The 21,752-nt window shown below is 64.7% G+C and carries 21 protein-coding genes; 3 read left to right on the top strand and 18 right to left on the bottom strand.

Annotation, left to right across the window (positions count from 1 at the left end; translation table 11 throughout):
- Positions 1–147 precede the first annotated feature (147 nt).
- The 6 genes from leuC to rplS form a co-directional block, all read right to left on the bottom strand.
- Positions 148–1,557, bottom strand: a complete 1,410-nt coding sequence (gene leuC, locus GGQ99_RS17085; RefSeq protein ID WP_108606302.1) for a 3-isopropylmalate dehydratase large subunit — start codon at positions 1,555–1,557, stop codon at positions 148–150.
- Between the two features lie 354 nt (positions 1,558–1,911).
- Entirely contained in the window at positions 1,912–2,460 is a 549-nt protein-coding gene (locus GGQ99_RS17080; protein ID WP_183263440.1) for an MgtC/SapB family protein, read from the bottom strand.
- A 60-nt stretch (positions 2,461–2,520) separates the two neighbouring features.
- Positions 2,521–3,156: a class I SAM-dependent DNA methyltransferase gene (locus GGQ99_RS17075; RefSeq protein WP_183263439.1), complete on the bottom strand. Its 636-nt coding sequence runs from the start codon at positions 3,154–3,156 to the stop codon at positions 2,521–2,523.
- A complete protein-coding gene (locus tag GGQ99_RS17070; protein ID WP_183263438.1) occupies positions 3,153–3,968 on the bottom strand; it encodes an amino acid ABC transporter permease in 816 nt (271 codons plus the stop codon). The genes GGQ99_RS17075 and GGQ99_RS17070 overlap by 4 nt, the downstream gene beginning before the upstream one ends.
- Positions 3,969–4,203: 235 nt before the next feature.
- Positions 4,204–5,001, bottom strand: a complete 798-nt coding sequence (locus GGQ99_RS17065) for a basic amino acid ABC transporter substrate-binding protein (RefSeq protein ID WP_108609647.1) — start codon at positions 4,999–5,001, stop codon at positions 4,204–4,206.
- A gap of 178 nt (positions 5,002–5,179) precedes the next feature.
- Complete coding sequence (gene rplS / locus GGQ99_RS17060; RefSeq protein ID WP_108606297.1) at positions 5,180–5,728, bottom strand: 50S ribosomal protein L19; 549 nt, start codon at positions 5,726–5,728, stop codon at positions 5,180–5,182.
- A gap of 344 nt (positions 5,729–6,072) precedes the next feature.
- Between rplS and GGQ99_RS17055 the strand changes: the two genes are divergently transcribed.
- Entirely contained in the window at positions 6,073–6,828 is a 756-nt protein-coding gene (locus tag GGQ99_RS17055) for a TSUP family transporter (RefSeq protein ID WP_183263437.1), read from the top strand.
- Between the two features lie 11 nt (positions 6,829–6,839).
- Here the strand turns inward: GGQ99_RS17055 and trmD are convergent, their stop codons facing one another.
- Entirely contained in the window at positions 6,840–7,541 is a 702-nt protein-coding gene (gene trmD, locus GGQ99_RS17050; RefSeq protein WP_183263504.1) for a tRNA (guanosine(37)-N1)-methyltransferase TrmD, read from the bottom strand.
- Positions 7,538–8,140 carry a ribosome maturation factor RimM gene (gene rimM, locus GGQ99_RS17045; RefSeq protein ID WP_183263436.1) on the bottom strand — a complete coding sequence of 201 codons (603 nt, stop codon included), beginning with the start codon at positions 8,138–8,140 and terminating at the stop codon, positions 7,538–7,540. Before rimM ends, trmD begins: the two co-directional genes overlap by 4 nt.
- A 68-nt stretch (positions 8,141–8,208) precedes the next feature.
- Between rimM and GGQ99_RS17040 the strand changes: the two genes are divergently transcribed.
- Together GGQ99_RS17040 and GGQ99_RS17035 are read left to right on the top strand one after the other, a co-directional pair.
- Positions 8,209–9,147 carry a tyrosine recombinase XerC gene (locus tag GGQ99_RS17040; RefSeq protein WP_183263435.1) on the top strand — a complete coding sequence of 313 codons (939 nt, stop codon included), beginning with the start codon at positions 8,209–8,211 and terminating at the stop codon, positions 9,145–9,147.
- A gap of 70 nt (positions 9,148–9,217) precedes the next feature.
- Complete coding sequence (locus GGQ99_RS17035; protein WP_183263503.1) at positions 9,218–10,288, top strand: TraB/GumN family protein; 1,071 nt, start codon at positions 9,218–9,220, stop codon at positions 10,286–10,288.
- On the opposite strand, the gene GGQ99_RS17030 is transcribed toward GGQ99_RS17035, so the two are convergent.
- The 10 genes from GGQ99_RS17030 to sucC form a co-directional block, all read right to left on the bottom strand.
- Positions 10,285–10,791, bottom strand: coding sequence for a DUF2867 domain-containing protein (locus tag GGQ99_RS17030; protein ID WP_246389617.1), 507 nt, complete (start codon positions 10,789–10,791; stop codon positions 10,285–10,287). The genes GGQ99_RS17035 and GGQ99_RS17030 overlap by 4 nt on opposite strands.
- A gap of 597 nt (positions 10,792–11,388) precedes the next feature.
- Positions 11,389–12,828 carry a dihydrolipoyl dehydrogenase gene (lpdA, locus tag GGQ99_RS17025; protein ID WP_281380066.1) on the bottom strand — a complete coding sequence of 480 codons (1,440 nt, stop codon included), beginning with the start codon at positions 12,826–12,828 and terminating at the stop codon, positions 11,389–11,391.
- The gene (locus tag GGQ99_RS17020; RefSeq protein ID WP_183263434.1) at positions 12,825–13,580 is read right to left on the bottom strand and encodes an SDR family oxidoreductase; all 756 of its coding nucleotides are present in this window, start codon (positions 13,578–13,580) and stop codon (positions 12,825–12,827) included. Before GGQ99_RS17020 ends, lpdA begins: the two co-directional genes overlap by 4 nt.
- Positions 13,577–14,071: a hypothetical protein gene (locus GGQ99_RS17015; protein WP_108606288.1), complete on the bottom strand. Its 495-nt coding sequence runs from the start codon at positions 14,069–14,071 to the stop codon at positions 13,577–13,579. The genes GGQ99_RS17020 and GGQ99_RS17015 overlap by 4 nt, the downstream gene beginning before the upstream one ends.
- Complete coding sequence (locus GGQ99_RS17010; protein ID WP_183263501.1) at positions 14,071–14,712, bottom strand: LysE family transporter; 642 nt, start codon at positions 14,710–14,712, stop codon at positions 14,071–14,073. Before GGQ99_RS17010 ends, GGQ99_RS17015 begins: the two co-directional genes overlap by 1 nt.
- A complete protein-coding gene (locus tag GGQ99_RS17005; RefSeq protein ID WP_183263433.1) occupies positions 14,712–15,170 on the bottom strand; it encodes a VOC family protein in 459 nt (152 codons plus the stop codon). Before GGQ99_RS17005 ends, GGQ99_RS17010 begins: the two co-directional genes overlap by 1 nt.
- A 66-nt stretch (positions 15,171–15,236) precedes the next feature.
- Complete coding sequence (gene odhB / locus GGQ99_RS17000) at positions 15,237–16,502, bottom strand: 2-oxoglutarate dehydrogenase complex dihydrolipoyllysine-residue succinyltransferase (protein WP_183263432.1); 1,266 nt, start codon at positions 16,500–16,502, stop codon at positions 15,237–15,239.
- A 22-nt stretch (positions 16,503–16,524) separates the two neighbouring features.
- Positions 16,525–19,512 carry a 2-oxoglutarate dehydrogenase E1 component gene (locus GGQ99_RS16995; RefSeq protein ID WP_108606283.1) on the bottom strand — a complete coding sequence of 996 codons (2,988 nt, stop codon included), beginning with the start codon at positions 19,510–19,512 and terminating at the stop codon, positions 16,525–16,527.
- A gap of 139 nt (positions 19,513–19,651) precedes the next feature.
- The gene (sucD, locus tag GGQ99_RS16990; RefSeq protein WP_108606282.1) at positions 19,652–20,548 is read right to left on the bottom strand and encodes a succinate--CoA ligase subunit alpha; all 897 of its coding nucleotides are present in this window, start codon (positions 20,546–20,548) and stop codon (positions 19,652–19,654) included.
- A gap of 4 nt (positions 20,549–20,552) precedes the next feature.
- A complete protein-coding gene (gene sucC / locus GGQ99_RS16985; protein WP_108606281.1) occupies positions 20,553–21,749 on the bottom strand; it encodes an ADP-forming succinate--CoA ligase subunit beta in 1,197 nt (398 codons plus the stop codon).
- Positions 21,750–21,752 lie beyond the last annotated feature (3 nt).

Below are 21,752 nucleotides of genomic sequence, written 5' to 3'. Positions count from 1 at the left end.
CGGCCGGATCAAACCATATCCGAGAGAAAAAGACGTTAACGTGACCTCGCGGAAGCAGGACCTTTTCGACATCCTCAACAAATGGAAAAGGCGGCGGGCTCGCGCCCACCGCCTTGTGTTCGATACGCCGGATTGGCCGGCGCCTGATCAGTGCCAGTCGCGAATGTCGACGAAATGGCCAGCGATCGCCGCCGCTGCAGCCATCGCCGGCGACACCAGATGGGTGCGACCCTTGAAGCCCTGGCGGCCCTCGAAGTTGCGGTTCGAGGTCGAAGCGCAGCGCTCATGCGGCTTGAGGCGGTCGTCGTTCATGGCCAGGCACATCGAGCAGCCCGGCTCGCGCCAGTCGAAGCCAGCGGCGACGAAGATCTTGTCCAGGCCCTCGGCTTCCGCCTGCTCCTTCACCAGGCCCGAGCCCGGCACGATCATGGCGCTGACGGTCGAGGCGACCTTGCGGCCCTCGACCACCTTGGCCACCGCGCGCAGGTCCTCGATGCGGCCATTGGTGCACGAACCGATGAACACGCGGTCGATAGCGATGTCGGTGATCTTGGTGCCGGCGGACAGGCCCATATAGTCGAGAGCGCGCTTCTTGGAGTTGCGCTTGTTCTCGTCCTCGATCACTTCGGCATCCGGCACCACGCCGGTGACGGCGACGACGTCCTCGGGCGACGAGCCCCAGGTGACGATGGGCGGCAGCTTGGCTGCGTCGAGCACAACGACCTTGTCGAAATGTGCGCCTTCGTCGGTGTGCAGCGTCTTCCAGTACTCCAGCGCCATATCGAACGCCTTGCCTTTCGGCGCGCGCGGCTTGTCCTGGACGTAGGCATAGGTCTTTTCGTCGGGCGCGATCAGGCCGGCGCGGGCACCGCCCTCGATCGACATGTTGCAGATCGTCATGCGGCCTTCCATCGACAGCGCGCGGATCGCCTCGCCTGCATATTCGATGACGTAGCCGGTGCCGCCGGCCGTGCCGATCTCGCCGATGATGGCGAGCACGATGTCCTTGGCAGTGACGCCTTCCGGCAGCTGGCCGTCGACACGCACCAGCATGTTCTTGGCCTTCTTCTGGATCAGCGTCTGGGTCGCCAGCACGTGCTCCACTTCCGACGTGCCGATACCGTGGGCCAAAGCGCCGAATGCACCATGCGTCGAGGTGTGGCTGTCGCCGCAGACGATGGTCATGCCCGGCAGGGTGAAGCCCTGCTCGGGGCCGACGATGTGGACGATGCCCTGGCGCTTGTCGTTCTCGGAGTAATACTCCACGCCGAAGTCGGCCGAGTTCTTGGCCAGCGCCTCGACCTGGATGCGGCTCTCCTCGTTCTTGATGCCGTTCTTGCGGTCCGGCGAGGTCGGAACGTTGTGGTCGACCACGGCCAGCGTCTTTTCGGGATGACGCACGGTGCGGCCGGTCATGCGCAGGCCTTCGAAGGCCTGCGGGCTGGTCACTTCGTGCACGAGGTGGCGGTCGATATAGAGCAGGCAGGTGCCGTCGTCCTGGCGGTCGACAACGTGGTCGTCGAATATCTTGTCGTAGAGGGTACGCGGTGCGCTCATGATCTTGGATCCGTCGATGGCAACAATTGAAAATGGCCGGCCAAAATGCCGGAAGGAGCCCGTCGGCTCAGGGAAGTCGGCAGCTTAGGGCGCCGGAAATCCGGGCAAAGAACCGGGCGGGCAGGCGCTTGTGGTCCTGCAGCACGAAACCTTTGTAGGCCGGATCTCCAAAGAGCTCTTCCATGGCCTGCTCATATCAATCTTTTCGGCCCCCGGCAATTGCGATGGCGTCACCCGTCGTCATGGCCGCGCTTGCGTCCGGAACATGGTCCAAAAGTGGGGCCGGTTCTCGAAATTGCAACATGCTCGGCTAGGCATATGGAGCTCTCGCTCCGGCCGAAGGATGCAACAGCGCTACGGACGTCTGGTCTTCACCTGCGCCTTGCGCGCCACGGGCTTCTCATCCCGCTTGTCCTCGCTCAGGTCGAACTTCACCTCGATCGTGTGCATCAGGCCCAGGACGACAAGGACCAGCAACGTGCCGAAGCCGGCGATCTGCCAGAAGCCGAGCCCGGCGGCGAGGCCGATAGCCCCCGCCAGCCACATGCCGGCTCCAGTGGTCAGGCCCTGGATCTCACCTCGGGCGAACAGGATGGTACCTGCGGCAAGGAAGGCGACGCCTGCCGTCACCGCCTCGACCGCACGGATCGGATCGACCTTGACCATCTCCTTCATCCCGTCGGCCGTGAACATTGGCGCATGCACGATCTCGATGGTCAGGATGCCGAAGGTCGCGGCGGCAACGCACACCAGCACATGAGTGCGCAGGCCCGCCGGCCGGTTGCGCCATTCGCGCTCGAAGCCGATGACCGCGCCGAAGATCGTCGCCAGCAAGAGCCTTGCTACGATGACCGGAAACGAGGTGTAGGTCGGATGGCCGAATTCCTCGACGAGTTGTTCCATGGGACCCTCATGCTGGTTCGGCACCCAACGCGCCGAGACTGCCGAGGTTCCTTCGCCGCCTCAGAGGACTTCGAAAACGAAGGCCTGCACCAGCACCTCCGGCTCGGCCACCGCGAAGGCGCGGAACCGCGGGCTCTCCTCGACCGGCCGCCATTTTTCTGACGCCTCAAGCTCGGAGAATTTCGTCCGGAACCCACCTGCCTCCAGCACCACGTCTCGCACCGTGAAGATGACGAAGCCGCCCCGGCTGGTGATCCTGACCAGCTCGTCCAGGCTCGAAGCCGGCGCATGTCCCGCGGTGAACACGCCGGTCGAGACGATGGCGGCGAAATGCCCGTCGCGCCACGGCAGCCGCCTGCCGAGCGCGGCCTTGGTCAGCGCCGCATAACCACCGCGCGCCCGGGCCAGGTCAAGCATCTCCTCGGAAAGGTCGAGCCCTTCGATCTCGCCATAACCAAGTGCTGCTAGGTACGGCCCCGAAAGCCCGGTGCCGCAGCCGGCGTCGAGCAGTGGCCCGAGGCCTTTCGGCACATGCCGCGCCACCCACCCCGCGATCACGAAGGGCAGGCAGTAGCCGAGCGCCGCCGTCTCCCTGTCGTAGCCATTGGCCCAGGCCGCGTAGGCGGCGGCGAGCTCGGCCTCCGTCTCGGCGGCGTAGACCATGTCGAGCGCGGTCTTGTCGGCGTCTCCGGTCATGCTGCGCGGTCCCTTCGCATCCGCCGCTCCAGCGCCCTCAGGCCGAGTGACAGCCCGACGGTCAGGAGCAGATAGACATAGGCGACGATCGAATAGGTCTCGAAGAAGCGGAACGAGCCCGAGGCATAGACCTTGGCCATCTGGGTGATGTCGGCGACGCCGAGCACCGAAACCAGCGAGGAATCCTTCACCATGGCGATGAAGTCATTGCCGTAGGGCGGCAGGATCGTCCGAAACGCCTGCGGCCAGACGATCAGCCTGAAACGCTGATAGCGCGAAAGGCCCAAGGCCTTCGCCGCCTCGATCTGGCCGACATCGACGGCCTGGATGCCGGCGCGGAAAATCTCGGCGATGAAGGACGAATAGGCAATCGTCAGCGCGAGGATTGCCCGCCACAACAGCGAGAAGTCGCGTACCTGCATCGGCTCGACCAGCCCCGCCGCCTGCAGCGGTAGCGACAGCCAGTTCCATGCCGCCACGAAGGCTGGCGCGCCGACGAAGGCGATCCAGAACAGCAACACCAGGATCGGCAGCCCTCTGATGATCTCGACATAGAAGCGCGCGATCTGGCGCAGCATTTGCGAGTTCGACAGTCCGAGAAGGGCAATGAACAGGCCGAGCGCCGAGGCAAGTGCGAAAGCGACGACGGTGACGAACAGCGTCACCCACAGCCCTTTGACCAACGTTGACAGGATCTGGCCGTAGACGTCGCTCGCCGCGATCGCCACCGCGGCGGCAATACCGATCGCCCCGGCGGCCACCAGCCACCAGGGAAAGTCCGCCTTTGTGCCCGTACGGTGTGACGGCGGCATCTATCGAGTGACTGCTGGGGCTGTTGACGGCGGCGCCTTACGTCGCCCCCCTCTGGGCTGCCGGCCATCTTCCTCACAAGGGGTGAGATCAGGCTGGCCGCTTGGCTTTCGCCAACTTGCGATGTTGCCATATTGGCGTGGCTGGTGACGCTGCAGATCTCCCCCCTTGTGGGGAAGATGGCCGGCAGCCCAGAGGGGGGCAACGTGGAGCACTGACACCGAAGAATGCCCCAGACTACTGGCCCATCTTGTAGTCGAGGAACCACTTCTTGTTCAGCGCATCGAAGGTGCCGTCAGCCTTGAGCGCGGCAATCGCCGCATTGACCGGTTGAACCAGGTCCGAACCCTTCTTGAAGATGAAGCCGAAATCCTCGCTGCCCAGCGGCCCGCCCACCACCTTGAGCTTGCCTTCCGAGGCATCGACATAGCCCTGGGCCGCGACGCTGTCGGTCAGCACCAGGTCGACGTCGCCTGCCTTGAGCGCCTGCACGGTGGCGCCGAAGGTCTCGAACAGCTTGATGCGCGGGTTCTGTTCGTTGCCGTCGAGGATTTCGTAGACGGCGGTGTAGAACGGCGAGGTGCCCGGCTGCGCCGCGATCAGGCCGTCCTTGAGGGCGCCGAAGCTCTTGGCGTCGGTGAAGCGGGCCTCGTCGGCGCGCACCAGCATGAACTGCTGCGAACGCATGTAGGGATCGGAGAAATCGACCTTCTCCTTGCGGTCGTCCTTGATGGTGATGCCGGTCATGCCGAGCTGGTACTGGCCGTCGGACACCGCCTGGATCATCGCGTCCCAGGAAGTGTTCTGGTACTCGACCTTGAAGTTCAGGCGCTTGGCGATCTCGTCCATAGCGTCATATTCCCAGCCTATCTGCTTGCCGGTCTTGGGATCGATGAACTGCAGCGGCGGATAGGCGTTCTCGGTCACCACCACCACCGTCTTGCCGCCGAGGTCGGGCAGGCTCTGGGCTTGGGCAACGAAGGGCGAAAGCACGAGGGCGAGAGCGCCGGCAAGCGCGAGCTTGAGACTATTCATGATCAGTTCCCCGAAAATGCGCGAGACCGGCGACGCCGGTCGTTTGCGCGAGACTTTAGCTCGCCGCGGGCCGCATGCAAGCAGGCTCCATGCGTCGCGCATGGAAGAACTGGAATTCCATCCTCCGAAACGCAAAAGGGCGGCCGAAGCCGCCCTTTCGAAACACAAGTGCCGGAAATTACTCGGCTGCAGGCTCGGCCGCTGCTTCCGCAGCCTTGGCGGCCTCGGCTGCTGCCTTCTTCTCGGCTGCTTCCTGAGCGGCCTTCTCGGCGGCCAGGGCCTGGGCGGCGGCGACCTTCTCGGCCTCGATGCGGGCCTTCTCGGCGTTGGCTGCTTCGCGCTCGGCGTCGTTCAGCTTGCGGGCGCGCACGCCGGTGTTCTCGACGATACGAGCCGACTTACCGCGACGATCGCGCAGGTAGTACAGCTTGGCGCGACGGACCTTGCCGCGGCGGACGATCTCGACGCCCTCGATCATCGGCGAGTAGACCGGGAACACGCGCTCCACGCCTTCGCCATAGGAGATCTTGCGGACGGTGAAGTTTTCCTGGAAGCCCGAGCCGGCGCGGGCGATCACGACGCCCTCATAGGCCTGCACGCGGGTACGCGTGCCTTCCGTGACGCGAACCAGAACGCGCACGGTGTCGCCCGGCTGGAATTCCGGCAGGGTGCGCTTGGCTTCGATCTTGGCGGCCTGTTCGGCCTCGAGCTGGCGGATGATATCCATCTCAACTATCCACTTCTTGTTCTTCCGACAGCCAGAGCGCCCACGCTCGCCTTGCAGTTCCAATGACCGCTCGGATATGCCTTGTTCCCTCGCGGGCCTTCCGGCAGGGGCGACTACACCGTCACTGTTGACGGGTCCGGTCGATTATTCGTCCGGTTCGGGCGGGCACATACCGCTATTTCAGCCATTTGTCACGCCTTGCAGTGTCTTTTTTACGCGCTTTGCGTGCTGTCGCGGCTTGCCGGACCTTGGACCAAGTGGCCGCCATCGGCAAGCCATGGCTTGCATCGCCGGCCCGGGCTACCTACAGACCCCCAGGCGCAGCGTATCGGAGCAGGCAACCCGTGACCCTCATCACAGTCGGAATCCTCTTCGTCGCGGGCTTCCTCTCGGGCGTCGTCAACGCCATTGCCGGCGGCGGCACCTTCCTGACCTTCGGCGCGCTGACCATGGCCGGGCTGCCGCCGATCTCGGCCAATGCGACGTCGTCGATCGCCCAGTTTCCCGGCTACATCACCTCGACCTGGGCCTATATCAAGGACATCCGCCGGATGTGGCGCGGCGCGCTCGCCTTCGCCGTCATCTCGGCCGTCGGTGCCCTGATCGGCTCGCTGTTCCTGCTATCGCTCGACAATGTCTCCTTCGGCGCGCTCGTCCCCTGGCTGCTGCTTGCCGCCACCGCGTTGTTCGCCGCTGGCCCCTGGCTCCGGCCGGCAAGACTTGCCGAGCGGCCTGAAGGCGCACCGTCCTCGCTCGCCGGCCGCATCGTCCAGTTCTTCACCTCGATCTATGGCGGTTTCTTCGGTGCTGGCATGGGCGTGATGATGCTGGCAACCCTCGGCCTCACCGAGGGCGGCGACTACCACCGCCTCAACGCGCTCAAGAACATGCTCTCCATCGTCATCGCAGCGGTCGCCATCATCATCTTCGCCTCCGGTGGCGTCGTCGCCTGGACGGCCGCTGCAGTCATGGTTCCGGGCGTCGCGCTCGGCGGCTATGCCGGCGTCTGGACCGCACGCCGCGTACCGCAGGCGATCGTCCGCGCACTGGTCGTCGCAGTCGGGCTGTTTTTGGCCTTTTACTATTTTACGAAGGGCTGAGCGGGTTCGGCCTATCGCTTTTTCTCGAGCCGCCCGGCCCAAAGGTCCGGCCGGCGTTCAACCGTCAACTTCTCCGCTTCGGCCCGCCGCCATTTGGCAATCTTGCCGTGATTGCCCGAGGTCAGCACCTCGGGGATCGCCCGGCCCTCGAATTCCTGCGGCCGGGTATAGTGCGGATGCTCCAGCAGCCCGCCCTCAAAACTCTCTTCCTCGCCCGATACCTCGTTGCCCATCACGCCGGGCAGCAGCCTGACCAGCGCATCGAGCAGCACCAACGCCGCCGGCTCGCCACCCGAGAGGATGAAGTCGCCGACCGAAATCTCTTCCAACTCACGCGCCTCGATGACGCGCTGGTCGACGCCTTCGAAGCGGCCGCACAGGATGACGGCACCCGGACCAGCCGCCAACTCGCGCACGCGCTCCTGGGTCAGCGGCTTGCCGCGCGGGCTCATCAGGATGCGCGGGCGCGTATCGCCCTCGGGCGAGGCATGGTCGATCGCCTTGGCCAGGATGTCGGCGCGCATCACCATGCCGGCGCCGCCGCCGGCAGGCGTGTCGTCGACGGTGCGGTGCTTGTCGGTCGCAAAGTCGCGGATCTGCACGGCTTCAAGCGACCAGTCGCCACGCTCCATCGCCCGCCCCGCCAGCGACAGTCCCAGCGCGCCCGGGAACATCTCGGGATAGAGCGTGAGTACGCTGGCCCGAAACATCAGCGATTTCCCCCGGCATCCCTGGGTCCGCGCGGCCGACCTTTATGCTCGAACTCGCCGTCGGAAGGTGCGTCCGCGTCGTCTTCGTCCTCAACCAGCCCGGCAGCAACCGTATCGATGGCGACGAAGCCGCCAGCGATGTCGACCACGGGCACCGCAGCTTGCGTGAAGGGAATCAGCACGCCCTTGCGGCCCTGATACTGGATTTCCAGGATGTCGCCGCCGCCGAAATTCTGCACGGCAAACACCTTGCCGACCGGCTCGCCATTCTCATCGCGAACCGCAAGCCCGACAAGATCGGTGTGATAGAATTCGCCCTCCTCGCCATCGTCGGGCAGCGCCGAACGGTCGACGAACAGCTCGGTGTTGGTCAGCACCTCGGCGGCGTTGCGGTCGTTGACGCCCTTGAAGCGCACCACCACCACCTCGTTGGCCGGCCGGATCGCAGCGATCTCGAAGGTACGGCCGTCCTTGGCGTAAAGCGGGCCGTAGTCGGCCAGCGCCAGCGGATCGCCGGTAAAGGTCTTCACGCGCAGTTCGCCCTTGATGCCGTGGGCGGCGCCGATCACGGCCATCTGGATTGGATTTTGGGGTCTGGCCATCGCCTGCTTCACTGCTTGCTAACTTCGCTCGTTCAACACTGACTTATTCAATCGGACCCGCGCTGCCAATGCAGGAATTCCTCATCGCCGCAAAACCCGACCTCCAGGCGGCCCGAGAAGGCTGGCTGAAGTCGCTGGCCGGCGAACGCCGCCTGTCGACGTCGACCGTCGATGCCTACGAACGCGACACGCGCCAGTTCCTGCAGTTCCTGACCGGCCACAATGGCGGCCCACCCGGCATTTCCGACATCCGAGACCTCCGCCCGGCCGACCTGCGCGGCTATCTCGCCTCGCGACGGGCTGACGGCGCCGGTGCCCGCACGCTTGGACGCGGCCTTGCCGGGGTGCGCTCGCTGCTGCGTTTCCTCGAACGCCAGGGCTTGGTCAACGCCGCCGGCTCCACGGCGCTGCGCGCGCCGAAGCAGCCGAAATCGCTGCCCAAGCCGCTCACCGCAATCGACGCCAAGCGTGTCGTATCGGCAGGCGAGCAGCTTGCCGAGGAGCCCTGGATCGCAGCCCGCAATGCTGCCGTGCTCACCCTGCTCTACGGCTCGGGCCTGCGTATTTCCGAAGCGCTCAACCTGTCCGGCACGGAGCTCGCCTCGCCCTCAGATACCGTGCTGCGCATCACGGGCAAGGGCGGCAAGACGCGCCTCGTCCCCGTTCTGCCGGTGGCACTGCAGGCGGTCGCAGAATACCGCAAGCTTTGCCCATATCACCTCGCTGCCGAAGGCGCGCTTTTCCGCGGCGCCCGCGGCGGCCAGCTCGACCCGGCGATCATCCAGCGCGAGATGCGCAAGATGCGCTCGGCCTTGAACCTGCCCGACACGGCAACCCCGCACGCGCTGCGCCACTCCTTCGCCACCCATCTGCTCGGCCGTGGCGGCGATCTGCGCACCATCCAGGAGTTGCTCGGCCACGCCAGTCTGTCGACTACGCAGATCTATACCGGCGTCGACACCGCCCGCCTGCTCGAGATCTACGACGCGGCGCACCCTCGCGCCTGACATCTCGAGGCTGACAATTGTCACGGCGGCATTAACCGTTTTGCCGCTTTTGGCGGCTACACCAATGCCCATGACACGTCTCGCCGCCTTTGCCGACCGCGCATCGTTGCTATCGCTGAAGCTGCTTGCAGCGCTCAACGTACTGTTCTTCGTCCTGTTCTTTGCCGTCGCGTTCCTGTTCGCCGGCAAGGCACGCGCCGAAGCGCCCGTCTGCACCGGCTCCGACATGCTGGCCGAGCTTGCCAAGGACAACCCGACGCTTCTGGCCAAGATCGGGGCCGAGGCCAAGGCCACGCTCAACGGCCAGGGCCTGTTGTGGAAGCTGGAAAAGCCCGGCCAGAAGCCGTCCTGGCTCTACGGCACCATGCATGTCACCGATCCGCGCGTCACCAAGCTTCAGCCCGCAGCGCAGAAGGCCTTCGACGGCTCGCACACGCTGGTCATCGAAACCACCGATGTGCTCGACCAGAACGCCATGGTCGCCAGCCTGATGAAGCAGCCCGAGCTGATGATGTTCACCGACAGCACCACGCTGCCGTCGTTGATGTCGCCGGACGAGCTCGCAACCGTCAACGCGGCGCTCGAAGCGCGCGGCATCCCGCCCGGCAGCGTCTCCAAGATGAAGCCGTGGATGCTGTCGTCGATGGTCGCCCTCCCGGCCTGCGAGCTCACCCGCAAGGCCGCGGGCGCGCCGGTGCTCGACATCCTCATCGCCCAGCAGGCCAAGGCCGCCGGCAAGCAGGTCAAGGGCCTGGAGACCGCCGCCGACCAGCTTTCGGCCATGGCCTCGCTGCCGATCGAGTTCCACATCAAGGGCCTGGTCGAGACCCTCAAGCTCGGTAACCGCATGGACGACGTCATCGAGACCATGGTCGTGCTCTACCAGCGCGGCGACACCGGCATGTTCTGGCCGCTGTTCCGCAACGCCCTGCCGTCGGGCGAATCTGACGATTCCGGCTACGCCGCCTTCGAGGAAGCGATGGTGACGACGCGCAACAAGACCATGGTCGATCGCGCAGGACCGCTCGTCGCCCAAGGCGACGTCTTCATGGCCGTCGGTGCGCTCCACCTGCCCGGCCCCGCAGGGCTGGTCGAGCTGTTCCGCAAGGCGGGCTACACCGTCACCGCTGCAGACCGCTAACCCCGCGCGTCGGCCGCCGCCCTGGCCAGCATCGCCGGAACGATGATGCGGTGGAACGGCATGACGACGGCGAGATAGATTCGGCCGAACCTGTTGTGAGGCCTGACCAGCGTCGTCGCACTCACCTCCTGCCGCCCCTCGCCCAGTTCCTTCACTTCGACCACCAGCCGGAAATCGAGATGGCGGTCGTCGAGGCCGAGAACCACCCGGGCCGGGGCCTCGCTGATCACGGGAAACATGCCGACCCGCTTTTGCTGCCCGGGGAGGTCGGCGTGCCCGGTTTTCAGCCCGAAAGGCCGCACCAGCAGGTTGCGCAGCATCATCAGCCGGCCAATCCAGGCCGGAACATTGACGATGGCCCGCTCGGCCGCCGTCATGGCATCCAGCGACTGCCCGCTGACCACCATGGCGTAGCGGTCGGCAAAGCTCGTGCCGGGCAGCAGTTCGTCCGGGTTGGAAAGGCATTGCACCACGGGCATGTCGCTGGCCTCAGGTCGCTGCATCTTTCTCGAAGCTAGCGCGTTTTGTGAGCGAAGGCGGCGTGGCGAAACGACGCCGCAGCGCCTCCCGGCCTCTGCACCGGGGTCGGCCTCCTGTATTTGCAGTCTTTTTTCGTCTCCGGTGAAACCGAAATGAGTTTCGCGCGTTGATTGCGATGTTCACGCAATGATTGCGGAGCGCAGCTGAGGGAGATCTCAATGGTGAACAATCCAGATCCAGGACGCCCAACCGGCCAGTCGAGCATGGGCAGCACGTGGCTGATAGCCATCATCGTCGTGCTGCTCGCTGCGGTGGCCTATTACATCTTCGGCCCGACCGGAGAAGCGCCGGCACCGGCCGAGCCCCCGGCTGCGACAACACCAGCACCCGCTCCGGCAGAACCGGCGCCCGCGCCAGCAGAACCTGCCCCTGCGCCCGCACCGGCAGAACCTGCCCCTGCGCCAGCTGAACCTGCGCCGGCGCCGGCGGAACCTGCTCCAGCTCCGGCCGAGCCAGCCCCGGCGCCTGCTCCGGCAGCCCCCGCCAACTAAGGTTGGTCTCCTAATGCAAACGGCCCGCTCATCGAGCGGGCCGTTCTGTTTCAGGCGTAATCGCCGATCTTACATGTGGATTGGCTTGAAGAACGTGGCGAGCGCTGCCTCCTTCACCGCTTCCGACATCGTCGGATGCGCGTGGCAGGTACGGCCGAGATCTTCCGACGAACCACCGAACTCCATCAGCACCGCCGCCTCGTGGATCATCTCGCCGGCACCGAAGCCGACGATGTGCACGCCCAGCACCTTGTCGCTGTCCTTGTCGGCCAGCACCTTGACGAAGCCGTCAGTGTGCAGCATGGCGCGCGCCCGGCCGTTTGCCGTGAACGGGAACTTGCCGGCCTTGTAGGCGATGCCGGCCTTCTTGAGCTCTTCCTCGGTCTTGCCTACCGAAGCAACCTCGGGGCTGGTGTAGACCACGCCGGGGATCACGTCGTAGTTCACGTGGCCGGCCTGGCCGGCGATGATCTCGGCCACCGCCACGCCCTCGTCCTCGGCCTTGTGCGCCAGCATCGGACCGGCAACCACGTCGCCGATGGCATAGATGCCGGCCACGTTGGTGCGCAGATGGCCGTCGGTCTTGACCCGGCCGCGCTCGTCCATCTCGACGCCGGCTTCCTTGAGGCCGAGGCCATCGGTGTAGGGCTTGCGGCCGGTGGCGACCAGCACCACGTCGGCCTCGATGGTCTCGGCAGCGCCGCCCTTGACCGGCTCGAAAGTCACGGTCGCACCCTTCTTGGCCTTGGCGGCACCGGTCACCTTGGAGCCGAGCTTGAACTCGAAGCCCTGCTTGGCCAGCATGCGCTGGAACTGCTTGGCAACGTCGCCGTCCATGCCGCCCAGGATGGTGTCGAGATATTCGACCACGGTCACCTTGGCGCCGAGGCGCGCCCAGACTGAGCCGAGCTCGAGGCCGATGACGCCGCCACCAACGACTACCAGATGACCCGGCACCTTCTCCAGCGACAGCGCGCCGGTCGACGACACGATCACCTTCTCGTCGAAGGCGACGTCGACGCCGGGAATACCGGCGACGTCGGAGCCGGTGGCGATGACGATGTTCTTGGTCTCGATCTCCTGGCTCTTGCCGTCAGAACCGGTCACGCCGACCTTGCCGGCGCCAAGCACCTTGCCGGTGCCCTGGAAGCTGTCGATCTTGTTTTTCTTGAACAGGAACGACACGCCGGTCACGTTGGCCGCAACCGTCGCATCCTTGTGCGCCATCATCTTCTTCAGGTTCATCTTCGGCGTGCCGACCTCGACGCCGAGCGCATCGAACGAATGCTGCGCCTCGGCCAGCATTTCCGAGGCATGCAGAATTGCCTTGGAAGGGATGCAGCCGATGTTCAGGCAGGTGCCGCCGAAGGTCGCGTTCTTCTCGACCACGGCGACCTTCAATCCGAGCTGTGCTGCCTTGATGGCGCACACATAGCCGCCTGGGCCCGATCCGATAACGACGACGTCATATGCCATGGTCCTGTCCTTCTCCTGGGCGCGCGCGCTCAGCGGCCGCCACTCACGTTCAAAATTGAGCCCGTCGTATATGATGCCTCATCCGACAAAAGCCAGATGACGGCATGGGCGACTTCTTCTGCCTGGCCTTCGCGCTTCATCGGCACCATCCCGCGAATGGCGGCGATCCGGTCGGGTTGTCCGCCCGACGCGTGGATTTCGGTGTCGATGATGCCGGGGCGTACGGCGTTGACCCGGACGCCTTCGGTCGCCACTTCCTTGGCAAGTCCGATGGTGAAGGTGTCGATGGCACCCTTGGCGGCGGCATAGTCGACATATTCGCCGGGCGAACCCAGCGTGGCGGCCGCCGACGAGATGTTGACGATCGCCCCGCCTGCGCCGCCATGCAGGCTCGACATGCGCTTGACCGCCTCGCCGGCGCACAGGATCGAGCCGATGACGTTGATGCGCATCATGCGCTCGAGGCGGGCCGCATCCATCTGGTCGACGCGCGCCTTGATGTCGACGACGCCGGCATTGTTGACGAAGGCGTCGAGCCGGCCAAAGGCGGCATCGACGGCAGCAAACATGCCAAGCACGTCGGCTTCGTTGCCGACGTCACCCTTGATGGCGATGGCCTCGCCGCCGCCGGCCTTGATCTCGGCCACCAGCGCGTTGGCGGCGGCTTCGTTCGACGCATAGTTGATCGCCACGACATAACCGGCCTTGGCGGCGAGCCGGCAGATGGCGGCACCGATGCCGCGGCTGCCGCCGGTCACCAGCAGGACTTTCCCTTGAGCGCTCATTCCTGGCACCCCTGTATCTCGAAGACGTCCCACGGCACTTTGGAAAAGCCGTCCGGACCATAGGCCGCCGACATGCGCAGCGAATGGCCGAGGTCGGCGAAGATCAGCTTCTTCGGCGCTGCGGCCCCAATGCGTTCGCGTGGCAGAAGCCCGACATTGCCCTGTTCGTCGACGCTGTAGATCACGCCTTGCCACACCGTGCAGGCATCCAGCTCCTCGCCGGTCACGTCGCCTTCCGGGCACTGGTGCATCAGCATGCCGTTCGGCCGCCCCACCTCGTCCGACCACATCACCACGCCGTCGAGCACGACGGAATTGTCCATCACCATCTTGAAGCTGTTGGTGACGGTGGCCGACTCCAGCGTCGGCCGGAAGTCGATCTCGGCCGCCTTGTCGCGGTCGCCATAGACGGCGAGCTCGATCGGGCATGCAGCATTGGCCGTCGTCGCCGACAGCATCGCCACAGCCGAGATGAGCGCCTGGAGCCGCATCAGCTTGCCTGCTGCGTGGCCAGCTTCACGCCAAGCCCGATGAAGATCATGCCGGTCGCCTTATTGAACCAGCGGCCCCAGGCAACGAAGCGCGCGCGCACCGAGGCCATGGTGAAGAACATCGACACGCCGACGAACCACGCGATCAGCACGACTGCCATCAGCAGCCCATAGACGCCCTTCACCGCAGCCGGCGTCTCATGGCTGACCATCGCCGTGAACAGCGGCACGAAAAGCAGGACCGCCTTCGGGTTCAGCGCGTTGGTGACGAACCCCATCAGAAAGCAGCGTGTCGCTGTAACTTCCTTGGTCTGGTCGGCTGCCTCCTGCGCATCTACTGAAGTCAGTTCCATCGGGTCGGCGCGCAGTGCCCTGATGCCGAGATAGACGAGATAGGCCGCACCGGCCCATTTCAGCATCGAAAACAGCAACAGCGACTTCGACACGATCAGCCCGATGCCCAGGATGGTGTAGCTGACGTGGAACAGCAGCGACGTGCCGATGCCGAAACTGGTGATGATTGCGGCACGGCGGCCATGCACCACGCTCTGGCGCACGACCATGACGAAATCGGCGCCTGGCACCACCATCAGCACCGAAAACACCGCCAGCAGGCCGGCAAATTCGAACGCATATTGCATCATGCGTTGCCGCTCCCGGCTTGCGCGCCCAGCGCCGCGTTGCCCAAAGGCGCGTTGAACGCCCAGACATGGCCGAACGGATCGCGGATGCGGCCGTAGCGGGCGCCCCAGAACACGTCGTCCGGTTCCATGGTGATCTCGGCTCCGGCGGCGACCGCGCGCTCGATGGCCTGGTCTACTTCGCCCGGCAATTTCAGGTTGATGTTGACGGTCATGCCGGCGCCGCCCCGCGACAGCGGCGACAGCACATCGGCGCCAAACTCGGGGAATTCGTCGTGCAGCATCACTTCGCTGCCGAACATGGCGAGGTTCGCATGCAGCACGCGAACCCCGTCATCGGCCATCTGCTCGAAGGTCTCGACCGCGTCGAACGCCTTTTCATAGAAGGCAATCGCTTCCTTGCCGCCCTTCACGCACAGATGCACCTGGATCGGGGGAATTTCCGGTTCGAAGGCCATGATCCGGTTCCTTTCGGCTGCGCAACCAGAGCGGGTTTTGTGAAACCCGCTCTACACGCCTCGACCTCAGAGGTCGAGAACCAGGCGTTCCGGATCTTCCAGGCTGTCCTTGACGCGGACCAGGAAGGTCACGGCTTCCTTGCCGTCGACGATGCGGTGATCGTAGGAGAGCGCGAGATACATCATCGGGCGGATGACGATCTGGCCGCCGACCACGACCGGACGCTCCTGGATCTTGTGCATGCCGAGGATGCCCGACTGCGGCGCGTTCAGGATCGGCGTCGACATCAGCGAACCGTAAACGCCGCCATTGGAGATGGTGAAGGTGCCGCCCTGCATGTCTGCGACCGACAGCTTGCCATCGCGCGCGGCGAGGCCGAGGCGGCCGATTTCCTTCTCGATCTCGGCGATCGACATCTGGTCGGCATCGCGCACGACAGGAACCACCAGGCCCTTTTCGGTGCCGACGGCGACGCCGACATGGGCGAAGTTCTTGTAGATGATGTCGGTGCCGTCGATCTCGGCGTTGACGGCCGGGATTTCCTTCAGCGCATGTGTCACCGCCTTGGTGAAGAAGCCCATGAAGCCGAGCTTCACGCCGTGCTTCTTTTCGAAGATGTCCTTGTACTTGGTGCGCAGCGCCATCACCGCGCTCATGTCGACCTCGTTGAAGGTGGTCAGCATGGCAGCCGTCGACTGCGCTTCCTTGAGGCGGCGCGCGATCGTCTGGCGCAGCTTGGTCATGCGCACGCGCTCTTCGCGCGGTGCATCGGCCACGCTTGAGGGAACACGTGCAACCACGGGCGCAGCAACCGGAGCCGCTGCGGGCCCTGAAACGCCCTTGGCGATGGCTTCGAGCACGTCGCCCTTCAGCACCTGGCCGCGCTTGCCCGAACCGGCGACCTGGTCGACCGAAAGATTGGTCTCGGCCAGCAGCTTGGCGGCAGCCGGTGCCGGCGGCATCTTGCGTTCCTCGATGGCCGGTGCACCGGCGACAGATGCGGTCTGTGCGACGGCTTCCTTGACGGTCGAGGCAGCATTCGGAGCCGACGCCTGCGCCACGGCAGCGGGCTTGGCAGCGGCAACTGCGCCGTCGCCGGCACCGATGGTGCCGAGCAGCGCGCCGACGCCGACGGTCTCGCCTTCCTTGACCGTCAGCTCGACCAGCACGCCGGCGGCGGGTGCCGGCACTTCGATGGTGACCTTGTCGGTCTCAAGCTCGACCAGGGGCTCGTCGACGGCAATCACATCGCCGGCCTTCTTGAACCACTTGCCGATGGTTGCCTCGGAAACGGATTCGCCGAGGGTGGGGACACGGATTTCGGTAGCCATTTTTTGCCTGTCCGTTCTTTGGTTATTCGCCGAGGGCGTCGTCGAGGAATGCCTGGAGCTGCGCCAGGTGCTTGGACATCAGGCCCGTCGCCGGAGAGGCGGCGGCCGGACGGCCGGTGTAGCGCACGCGCTGGTGCTTGGCGTCGATATGGGCGAGCACCCATTCCAGGTACGGATCGATGAACGACCACGCACCCATGTTCTTGGGCTCTTCCTGGCACCACACCATCTCCGCGTTGCGGAAACGGCTGAGCTCGGTGATCAGCGCCTTGGCCGGGAACGGATAGAGCTGCTCGACGCGCAGGAGATAGATGTCGTCGATGCCGCGCTTCTCGCGCTCCTCGTAGAGGTCGTAATAGACCTTGCCGGTGCACAGCACGACGCGGCGGATCTTCGAATCCTTGACCAGCTTGATCGGCTCGTTGCCGAGATACTGGGCGTCGTCCCACAGCAGGCGGTGGAACGAGCTTTCGCCCGAGATTTCCGACAGCGAAGACACCGCCCGCTTGTGGCGCAGCAGCGACTTCGGCGTCATCAGGATCAGCGGCTTGCGGAAGTCGCGCTTCAGCTGCCGGCGCAGGATATGGAAGTAGTTAGCCGGCGTCGTGACGTTCGCCACCTGCATGTTGTCTTCTGCGCAGAGCTGCAGGAAGCGTTCGAGGCGCGCCGACGAATGCTCCGGACCCTGGCCTTCATAGCCATGCGGCAGAAGGCACACGAGGCCCGACATGCGCAGCCACTTGCGTTCGCCACTGGAGATGAACTGGTCGAACACCACCTGCGCGCCGTTGGCGAAGTCGCCGAACTGCGCTTCCCAAAGCGTAAGCGCCTTGGGCTCGGCCAGCGAGTAGCCGTATTCGAAGCCGAGCACGGCCTCTTCCGAGAGCATCGAGTTGATGACCTCGTAACCGGCCTGTGCTGCCGACAGGTTGTTGAGCGGGATGTAGCGGTTTTCGTCGCGCTGGTCGTAAAGCACGGTGTGGCGCTGCGAGAACGTGCCACGCTCGGAATCCTGGCCCGACAGGCGGACCGGATTGCCGTCGAGCAGGATCGAGCCAAACGCCAGCGATTCAGCCGTTGCCCAGTCGATGCCTTCACCCGATTCGATCGCCTGGCGGCGGTTTTCGAGGAAGCGGCCGATGGTGCGGTGGACTTCGAAGTCCTTCGGCACCTCGGTCAGCTTCTTGCCGATTTCCTTCAGCGTCTTGACCGGCACCGCGGTCTTGCCGCGGCGCTGTTCGTCCTGGTTGTCGGCCGTGCGCAGGCCCGTCCACGCGCCATCCAGCCAGTCGGCCTTGTTCGGCTTGTAGGCCTGTCCGGCTTCGAACTCGGCTTCGAGATGGCCGCGCCAGTCGGCACGCATCTTGTCGACCTCGGACTGGTTCATCAGTCCCTCGCCGATCAGCTTGTCGGCATAGGTCTGCACCGTCGTCTTATGGGTGCGGATGTTGCGATACATGATCGGCTGCGTGAACGCAGGCTCGTCGCCTTCGTTGTGACCGAAGCGACGGTAGCAGAACATGTCCACGACCACCGGCTTGTGGAACTTCATGCGGAATTCGGTCGCCACCTTGGCCGCGAACACCACCGCTTCCGGATCGTCGCCGTTGACGTGGAAGATCGGCGCCTCGATCATCTTGGCCACATCGGACGGATAGGGCGACGAGCGCGAGAAGCGCGGGTTCGTCGTGAAGCCGATCTGGTTGTTGATGATGAAGTGCAGCGTGCCGGCGACGCGATGGCCGCGCAGGCCCGACAGGCCGAGGATTTCCGCGATCACGCCCTGGCCGGCAAATGCCGCATCGCCGTGCAGCAGAAGCGGCATCACCTTGGCGCGCTCTTCCTGCGGCACGATCTCGCCGCGCGCACGGCCAAACAGCTGGTCCTGCTTGGCGCGCGCCTTGCCCATCACGACCGGATCGACGATCTCGAGGTGCGAGGGGTTGGCGGTCAAGGACAGGTGGACCTTGTTGCCGTCGAACTCGCGGTCCGACGAAGCGCCAAGATGGTACTTCACGTCGCCCGAGCCTTCGACGTCGTCGGGCGCGTAGGAGCCGCCCTTGAACTCGTGGAACACGGCGCGGTGCGGCTTGGCCATCACATTGGTCAAGACGTTGAGGCGGCCACGGTGGGCCATGCCGAACACGACCTCCTTCAGGCCGAGCGCGCCACCGCGCTTCAGGATCTGCTCGAGTGCCGGGATCAGCGATTCGCCGCCGTCGAGTCCGAAACGCTTGGTGCCCTTGTACTTGACGTCGATGAACTGCTCGAAGCCCTCGGCCTCGATCAGCTTCTGCAGGATCGCCTTCTTGCCCTCGGCGGTGAAGGCGATCGCCTTGTCCGGCCCCTCGATGCGGGCCTGGATCCACGCCTTCTCCTCGGGATCGGAGATATGCATGAACTCGACGCCGAGCGTCGAGCAATAGGTGCGCTTGAGGATTTCGAGCATGTCGCGGATGGTCGCGTATTCGAGCCCGAGCACGTGGTCGATGAAGATCGGCCGGTCGTAGTCGGCCTCGGTAAAGCCATAAGCCTCGGGCGACAGCTCGTTATAGTCTTCCAGCGGCTTGGCGATGCCGAGCGGGTCGAGATTGGCGTGCAGATGGCCGCGCATGCGATAGGCGCGGATCATCATGATGGCGCGCACGGAATCGCGCGTCGCCTGCAGCACATCGGCCTTGGACGGCACGACACCGACAGCAGCGGCCTTGTCCTTGACCTTCTTTTCCAGATGCTTTTCGACCAGGCCCCAATTGCCGTCGAGTGCCGACACCAGTTCGCCATTGGCCTGCAGCGGCCAGCTCGGCGTCGACCACGAAGCGCCCTTGGCATTCTTGCGGATGTCGCCGGCGTCGTCCTTCAGCGCCGAGAAGAAGTCGCGCCACTCGGGATCGACCGCCTCCGGATCGTCAAGGAAGGCGGCGTGCAAGGCCTCGATGTAGTCGGCGTTGCCGCCATAGAGGAACGAAGTGAGGGAAAATTGGTCGTTGGCCTGATCGGATCGTGCCATCTTATCGCTCGGAGCCTCTGGCTCCTCTCCTGTTTCAGCGCGAGTAGTGAGTAGCGAGTAGCGAGTAGGACTTTGCTTTTGCTTGGTCGCTCATCGCTCTTCTCTACTCTCTATTCGCTACTTTCTATTGGCTATTGACTTAGCCCTTGATCGCCTCGACCAGCGTCGTGCCGAGACGTGCCGGCGACGGCGACACGCGGATGCCCGCTGCCTCCATCGCCGCGATCTTGTCTTCCGCGCCGCCCTTGCCGCCGGAAATCACAGCACCGGCATGGCCCATTGTCCGGCCTTCAGGTGCGGTGCGTCCGGCGATGAAGCCGGCCATCGGCTTGCTGCGGCCGCGCTTGGCCTCGTCGATGAGGAACTGCGCTGCGTCCTCTTCGGCCGAGCCGCCGATTTCGCCGATCATGATGATCGACTTGGTCTCTTCGTCGGCCAGGAACATCTCGAGCATGTCGATGAATTCCGTGCCCTTGACCGGATCGCCGCCGATGCCGACAGCCGTCGACTGGCCGAGACCGGCATTGGTGGTCTGGAACACCGCCTCATAGGTAAGCGTTCCCGAGCGCGACACAACGCCGACCGAACCCTTGCGGAAGATGTTGCCCGGCATGATGCCGATCTTGCACTGGTCGGGCGTGACGATGCCCGGGCAGTTCGGGCCGATCAGGCGCGAGGCCGAGCGGTCGAGCCGCGCCTTGACCTTGATCATGTCCATCACCGGGATGCCTTCGGTGATGCACACGATCAGCGGAATCTCGGCGTCGATCGCCTCGATGATCGCAGCAGCCGCTCCTGCCGGCGGCACGTAGACCACCGACGCGTTGGCGCCGGTCTTTTCCTTGCCTTCGGCAACCGTCGAGAAGATCGGCAGCGGCACCGAGCCGTCCCACTTCTCGCCGCCCTTCTTGGGGTGGATGCCGCCGACCATCTTGGTGCCGTGATAGGCCAGTGCCTGCTCGGTGTGGAACGAACCGGTGTTGCCGGTCAGGCCCTGCACCAGGATCTTGGTGTTCTTGTCGATGAGAATGGACATTGGCTCAGTTTCCCTTCACCGCAGCGACGATCTTCTTCGCCGCGTCGTCGAGGTCATCGGCGGAAACGACGTTCAGCCCGCTCTCGTTGATGATCTTCTTGCCAAGCTCGGCATTGGTGCCTTCGAGGCGAACCACCAGCGGAACCTTGAGACCCACTTCCTTGACGGCTGCGATCACGCCTTCGGCGATGATGTCGCACTTCATGATGCCGCCGAAGATGTTGATCAGGATGCCCTTCACGGCCGGATCGGCGGTGATGATCTTGAACGCCGCCGTCACCTTCTCCTTGGAAGCGCCGCCGCCGACGTCGAGGAAATTGGCGGGCTCGGCGCCGTAGAGCTTGATGATGTCCATCGTCGCCATGGCGAGGCCCGCGCCGTTGACCATGCAGCCGATGTTGCCGTCGAGCGCGACATAGGCGAGGTCGTATTTCGACGCCTCGATTTCCTTGGCGTCCTCTTCGGTGGTGTCGCGCAGCTCGAGCACGTCGGCATGGCGGAACAGCGCGTTGTTGTCGAACGACACCTTGGCGTCGAGCACGCGCAGGCGGCCGTTCTTCATGACGATCAGCGGGTTGACCTCGAGCAGGCTCATGTCCTTGTCGACGAACGCCTTGTAGAGGATCGGGAACAGGCTCTCGCCGTCCTTGGCCGCGTCGCCCGAAAGCTTCAGCGCGCCGTTCAGCGCCTTGAGGTCGTCAGCCGTCACGCCCTTTTCCGGGTCGATCGCGACGGTGATGATCTTTTCCGGCGTGTCGTGGGCGACGGCCTCGATGTCCATGCCGCCTTCGGTCGAAACCACGAAGGCGACGCGACCGACGGAGCGGTCAACGAGGATCGACAGATACAGCTCGCGGTCGATGTCGGCGCCGTCTTCGATGTAGAGGCGGTTGACCTGCTTGCCTGCCGGGCCGGTCTGCTTGGTCACCAGCGTGTTGCCGAGCATTTCCCTGGCGAACGCCACGACCTCGTCGACCGACTTCGCCAGGCGCACGCCGCCCTTGGCCTCGGCGGTCAATTCCTTGAACTTGCCCTTGCCGCGGCCGCCGGCGTGGATCTGGCTCTTCACGACATAGAGCGGACCCGGCAGCGCCTTGGCCGCCGCTTCCGCTTCCTCGATCTTGAACACCGGCACGCCGTCAGCGACGGGAGCACCGAAACCCTTGAGCAATTGCTTGCCCTGATATTCGTGGATGTTCATGCG

The sequence above is a fragment of the Aminobacter niigataensis genome, from assembly GCF_014200015.1.
Lineage (GTDB): Bacteria > Pseudomonadota > Alphaproteobacteria > Rhizobiales > Rhizobiaceae > Aminobacter > Aminobacter niigataensis.
This window is presented reverse-complemented; position numbering and strand designations above follow the sequence as displayed.

Bases quoted from the DNA above. Each gene is read 5' to 3' on its own strand.
- leuC (WP_108606302.1), bottom strand. From the start codon at position 1,557: ATGAGCGCACCGCGTACCCTCTACGACAAGATATTCGACGACCACGTT.
- GGQ99_RS17080 (WP_183263440.1), bottom strand. From the start codon at position 2,460: ATGGAACAACTCGTCGAGGAATTCGGCCATCCGACCTACACCTCGTTT.
- GGQ99_RS17075 (WP_183263439.1), bottom strand. From the start codon at position 3,156: ATGACCGGAGACGCCGACAAGACCGCGCTCGACATGGTCTACGCCGCC.
- GGQ99_RS17070 (WP_183263438.1), bottom strand. From the start codon at position 3,968: ATGCCGCCGTCACACCGTACGGGCACAAAGGCGGACTTTCCCTGGTGG.
- GGQ99_RS17065 (WP_108609647.1), bottom strand. From the start codon at position 5,001: ATGAATAGTCTCAAGCTCGCGCTTGCCGGCGCTCTCGCCCTCGTGCTT.
- rplS (WP_108606297.1), bottom strand. From the start codon at position 5,728: ATGGATATCATCCGCCAGCTCGAGGCCGAACAGGCCGCCAAGATCGAA.
- rimM (WP_183263436.1), bottom strand. From the start codon at position 8,140: ATGGCCAGACCCCAAAATCCAATCCAGATGGCCGTGATCGGCGCCGCC.
- GGQ99_RS17040 (WP_183263435.1), top strand. From the start codon at position 8,209: ATGCAGGAATTCCTCATCGCCGCAAAACCCGACCTCCAGGCGGCCCGA.
- GGQ99_RS17035 (WP_183263503.1), top strand. From the start codon at position 9,218: ATGACACGTCTCGCCGCCTTTGCCGACCGCGCATCGTTGCTATCGCTG.
- GGQ99_RS17030 (WP_246389617.1), bottom strand. From the start codon at position 10,791: ATGCAGCGACCTGAGGCCAGCGACATGCCCGTGGTGCAATGCCTTTCC.
- GGQ99_RS17020 (WP_183263434.1), bottom strand. From the start codon at position 13,580: ATGAGCGCTCAAGGGAAAGTCCTGCTGGTGACCGGCGGCAGCCGCGGC.
- GGQ99_RS17015 (WP_108606288.1), bottom strand. From the start codon at position 14,071: ATGCGGCTCCAGGCGCTCATCTCGGCTGTGGCGATGCTGTCGGCGACG.
- GGQ99_RS17010 (WP_183263501.1), bottom strand. From the start codon at position 14,712: ATGCAATATGCGTTCGAATTTGCCGGCCTGCTGGCGGTGTTTTCGGTG.
- GGQ99_RS17005 (WP_183263433.1), bottom strand. From the start codon at position 15,170: ATGGCCTTCGAACCGGAAATTCCCCCGATCCAGGTGCATCTGTGCGTG.
- odhB (WP_183263432.1), bottom strand. From the start codon at position 16,502: ATGGCTACCGAAATCCGTGTCCCCACCCTCGGCGAATCCGTTTCCGAG.
- GGQ99_RS16995 (WP_108606283.1), bottom strand. From the start codon at position 19,512: ATGGCACGATCCGATCAGGCCAACGACCAATTTTCCCTCACTTCGTTC.
- sucD (WP_108606282.1), bottom strand. From the start codon at position 20,548: ATGTCCATTCTCATCGACAAGAACACCAAGATCCTGGTGCAGGGCCTG.
- sucC (WP_108606281.1), bottom strand. From the start codon at position 21,749: ATGAACATCCACGAATATCAGGGCAAGCAATTGCTCAAGGGTTTCGGT.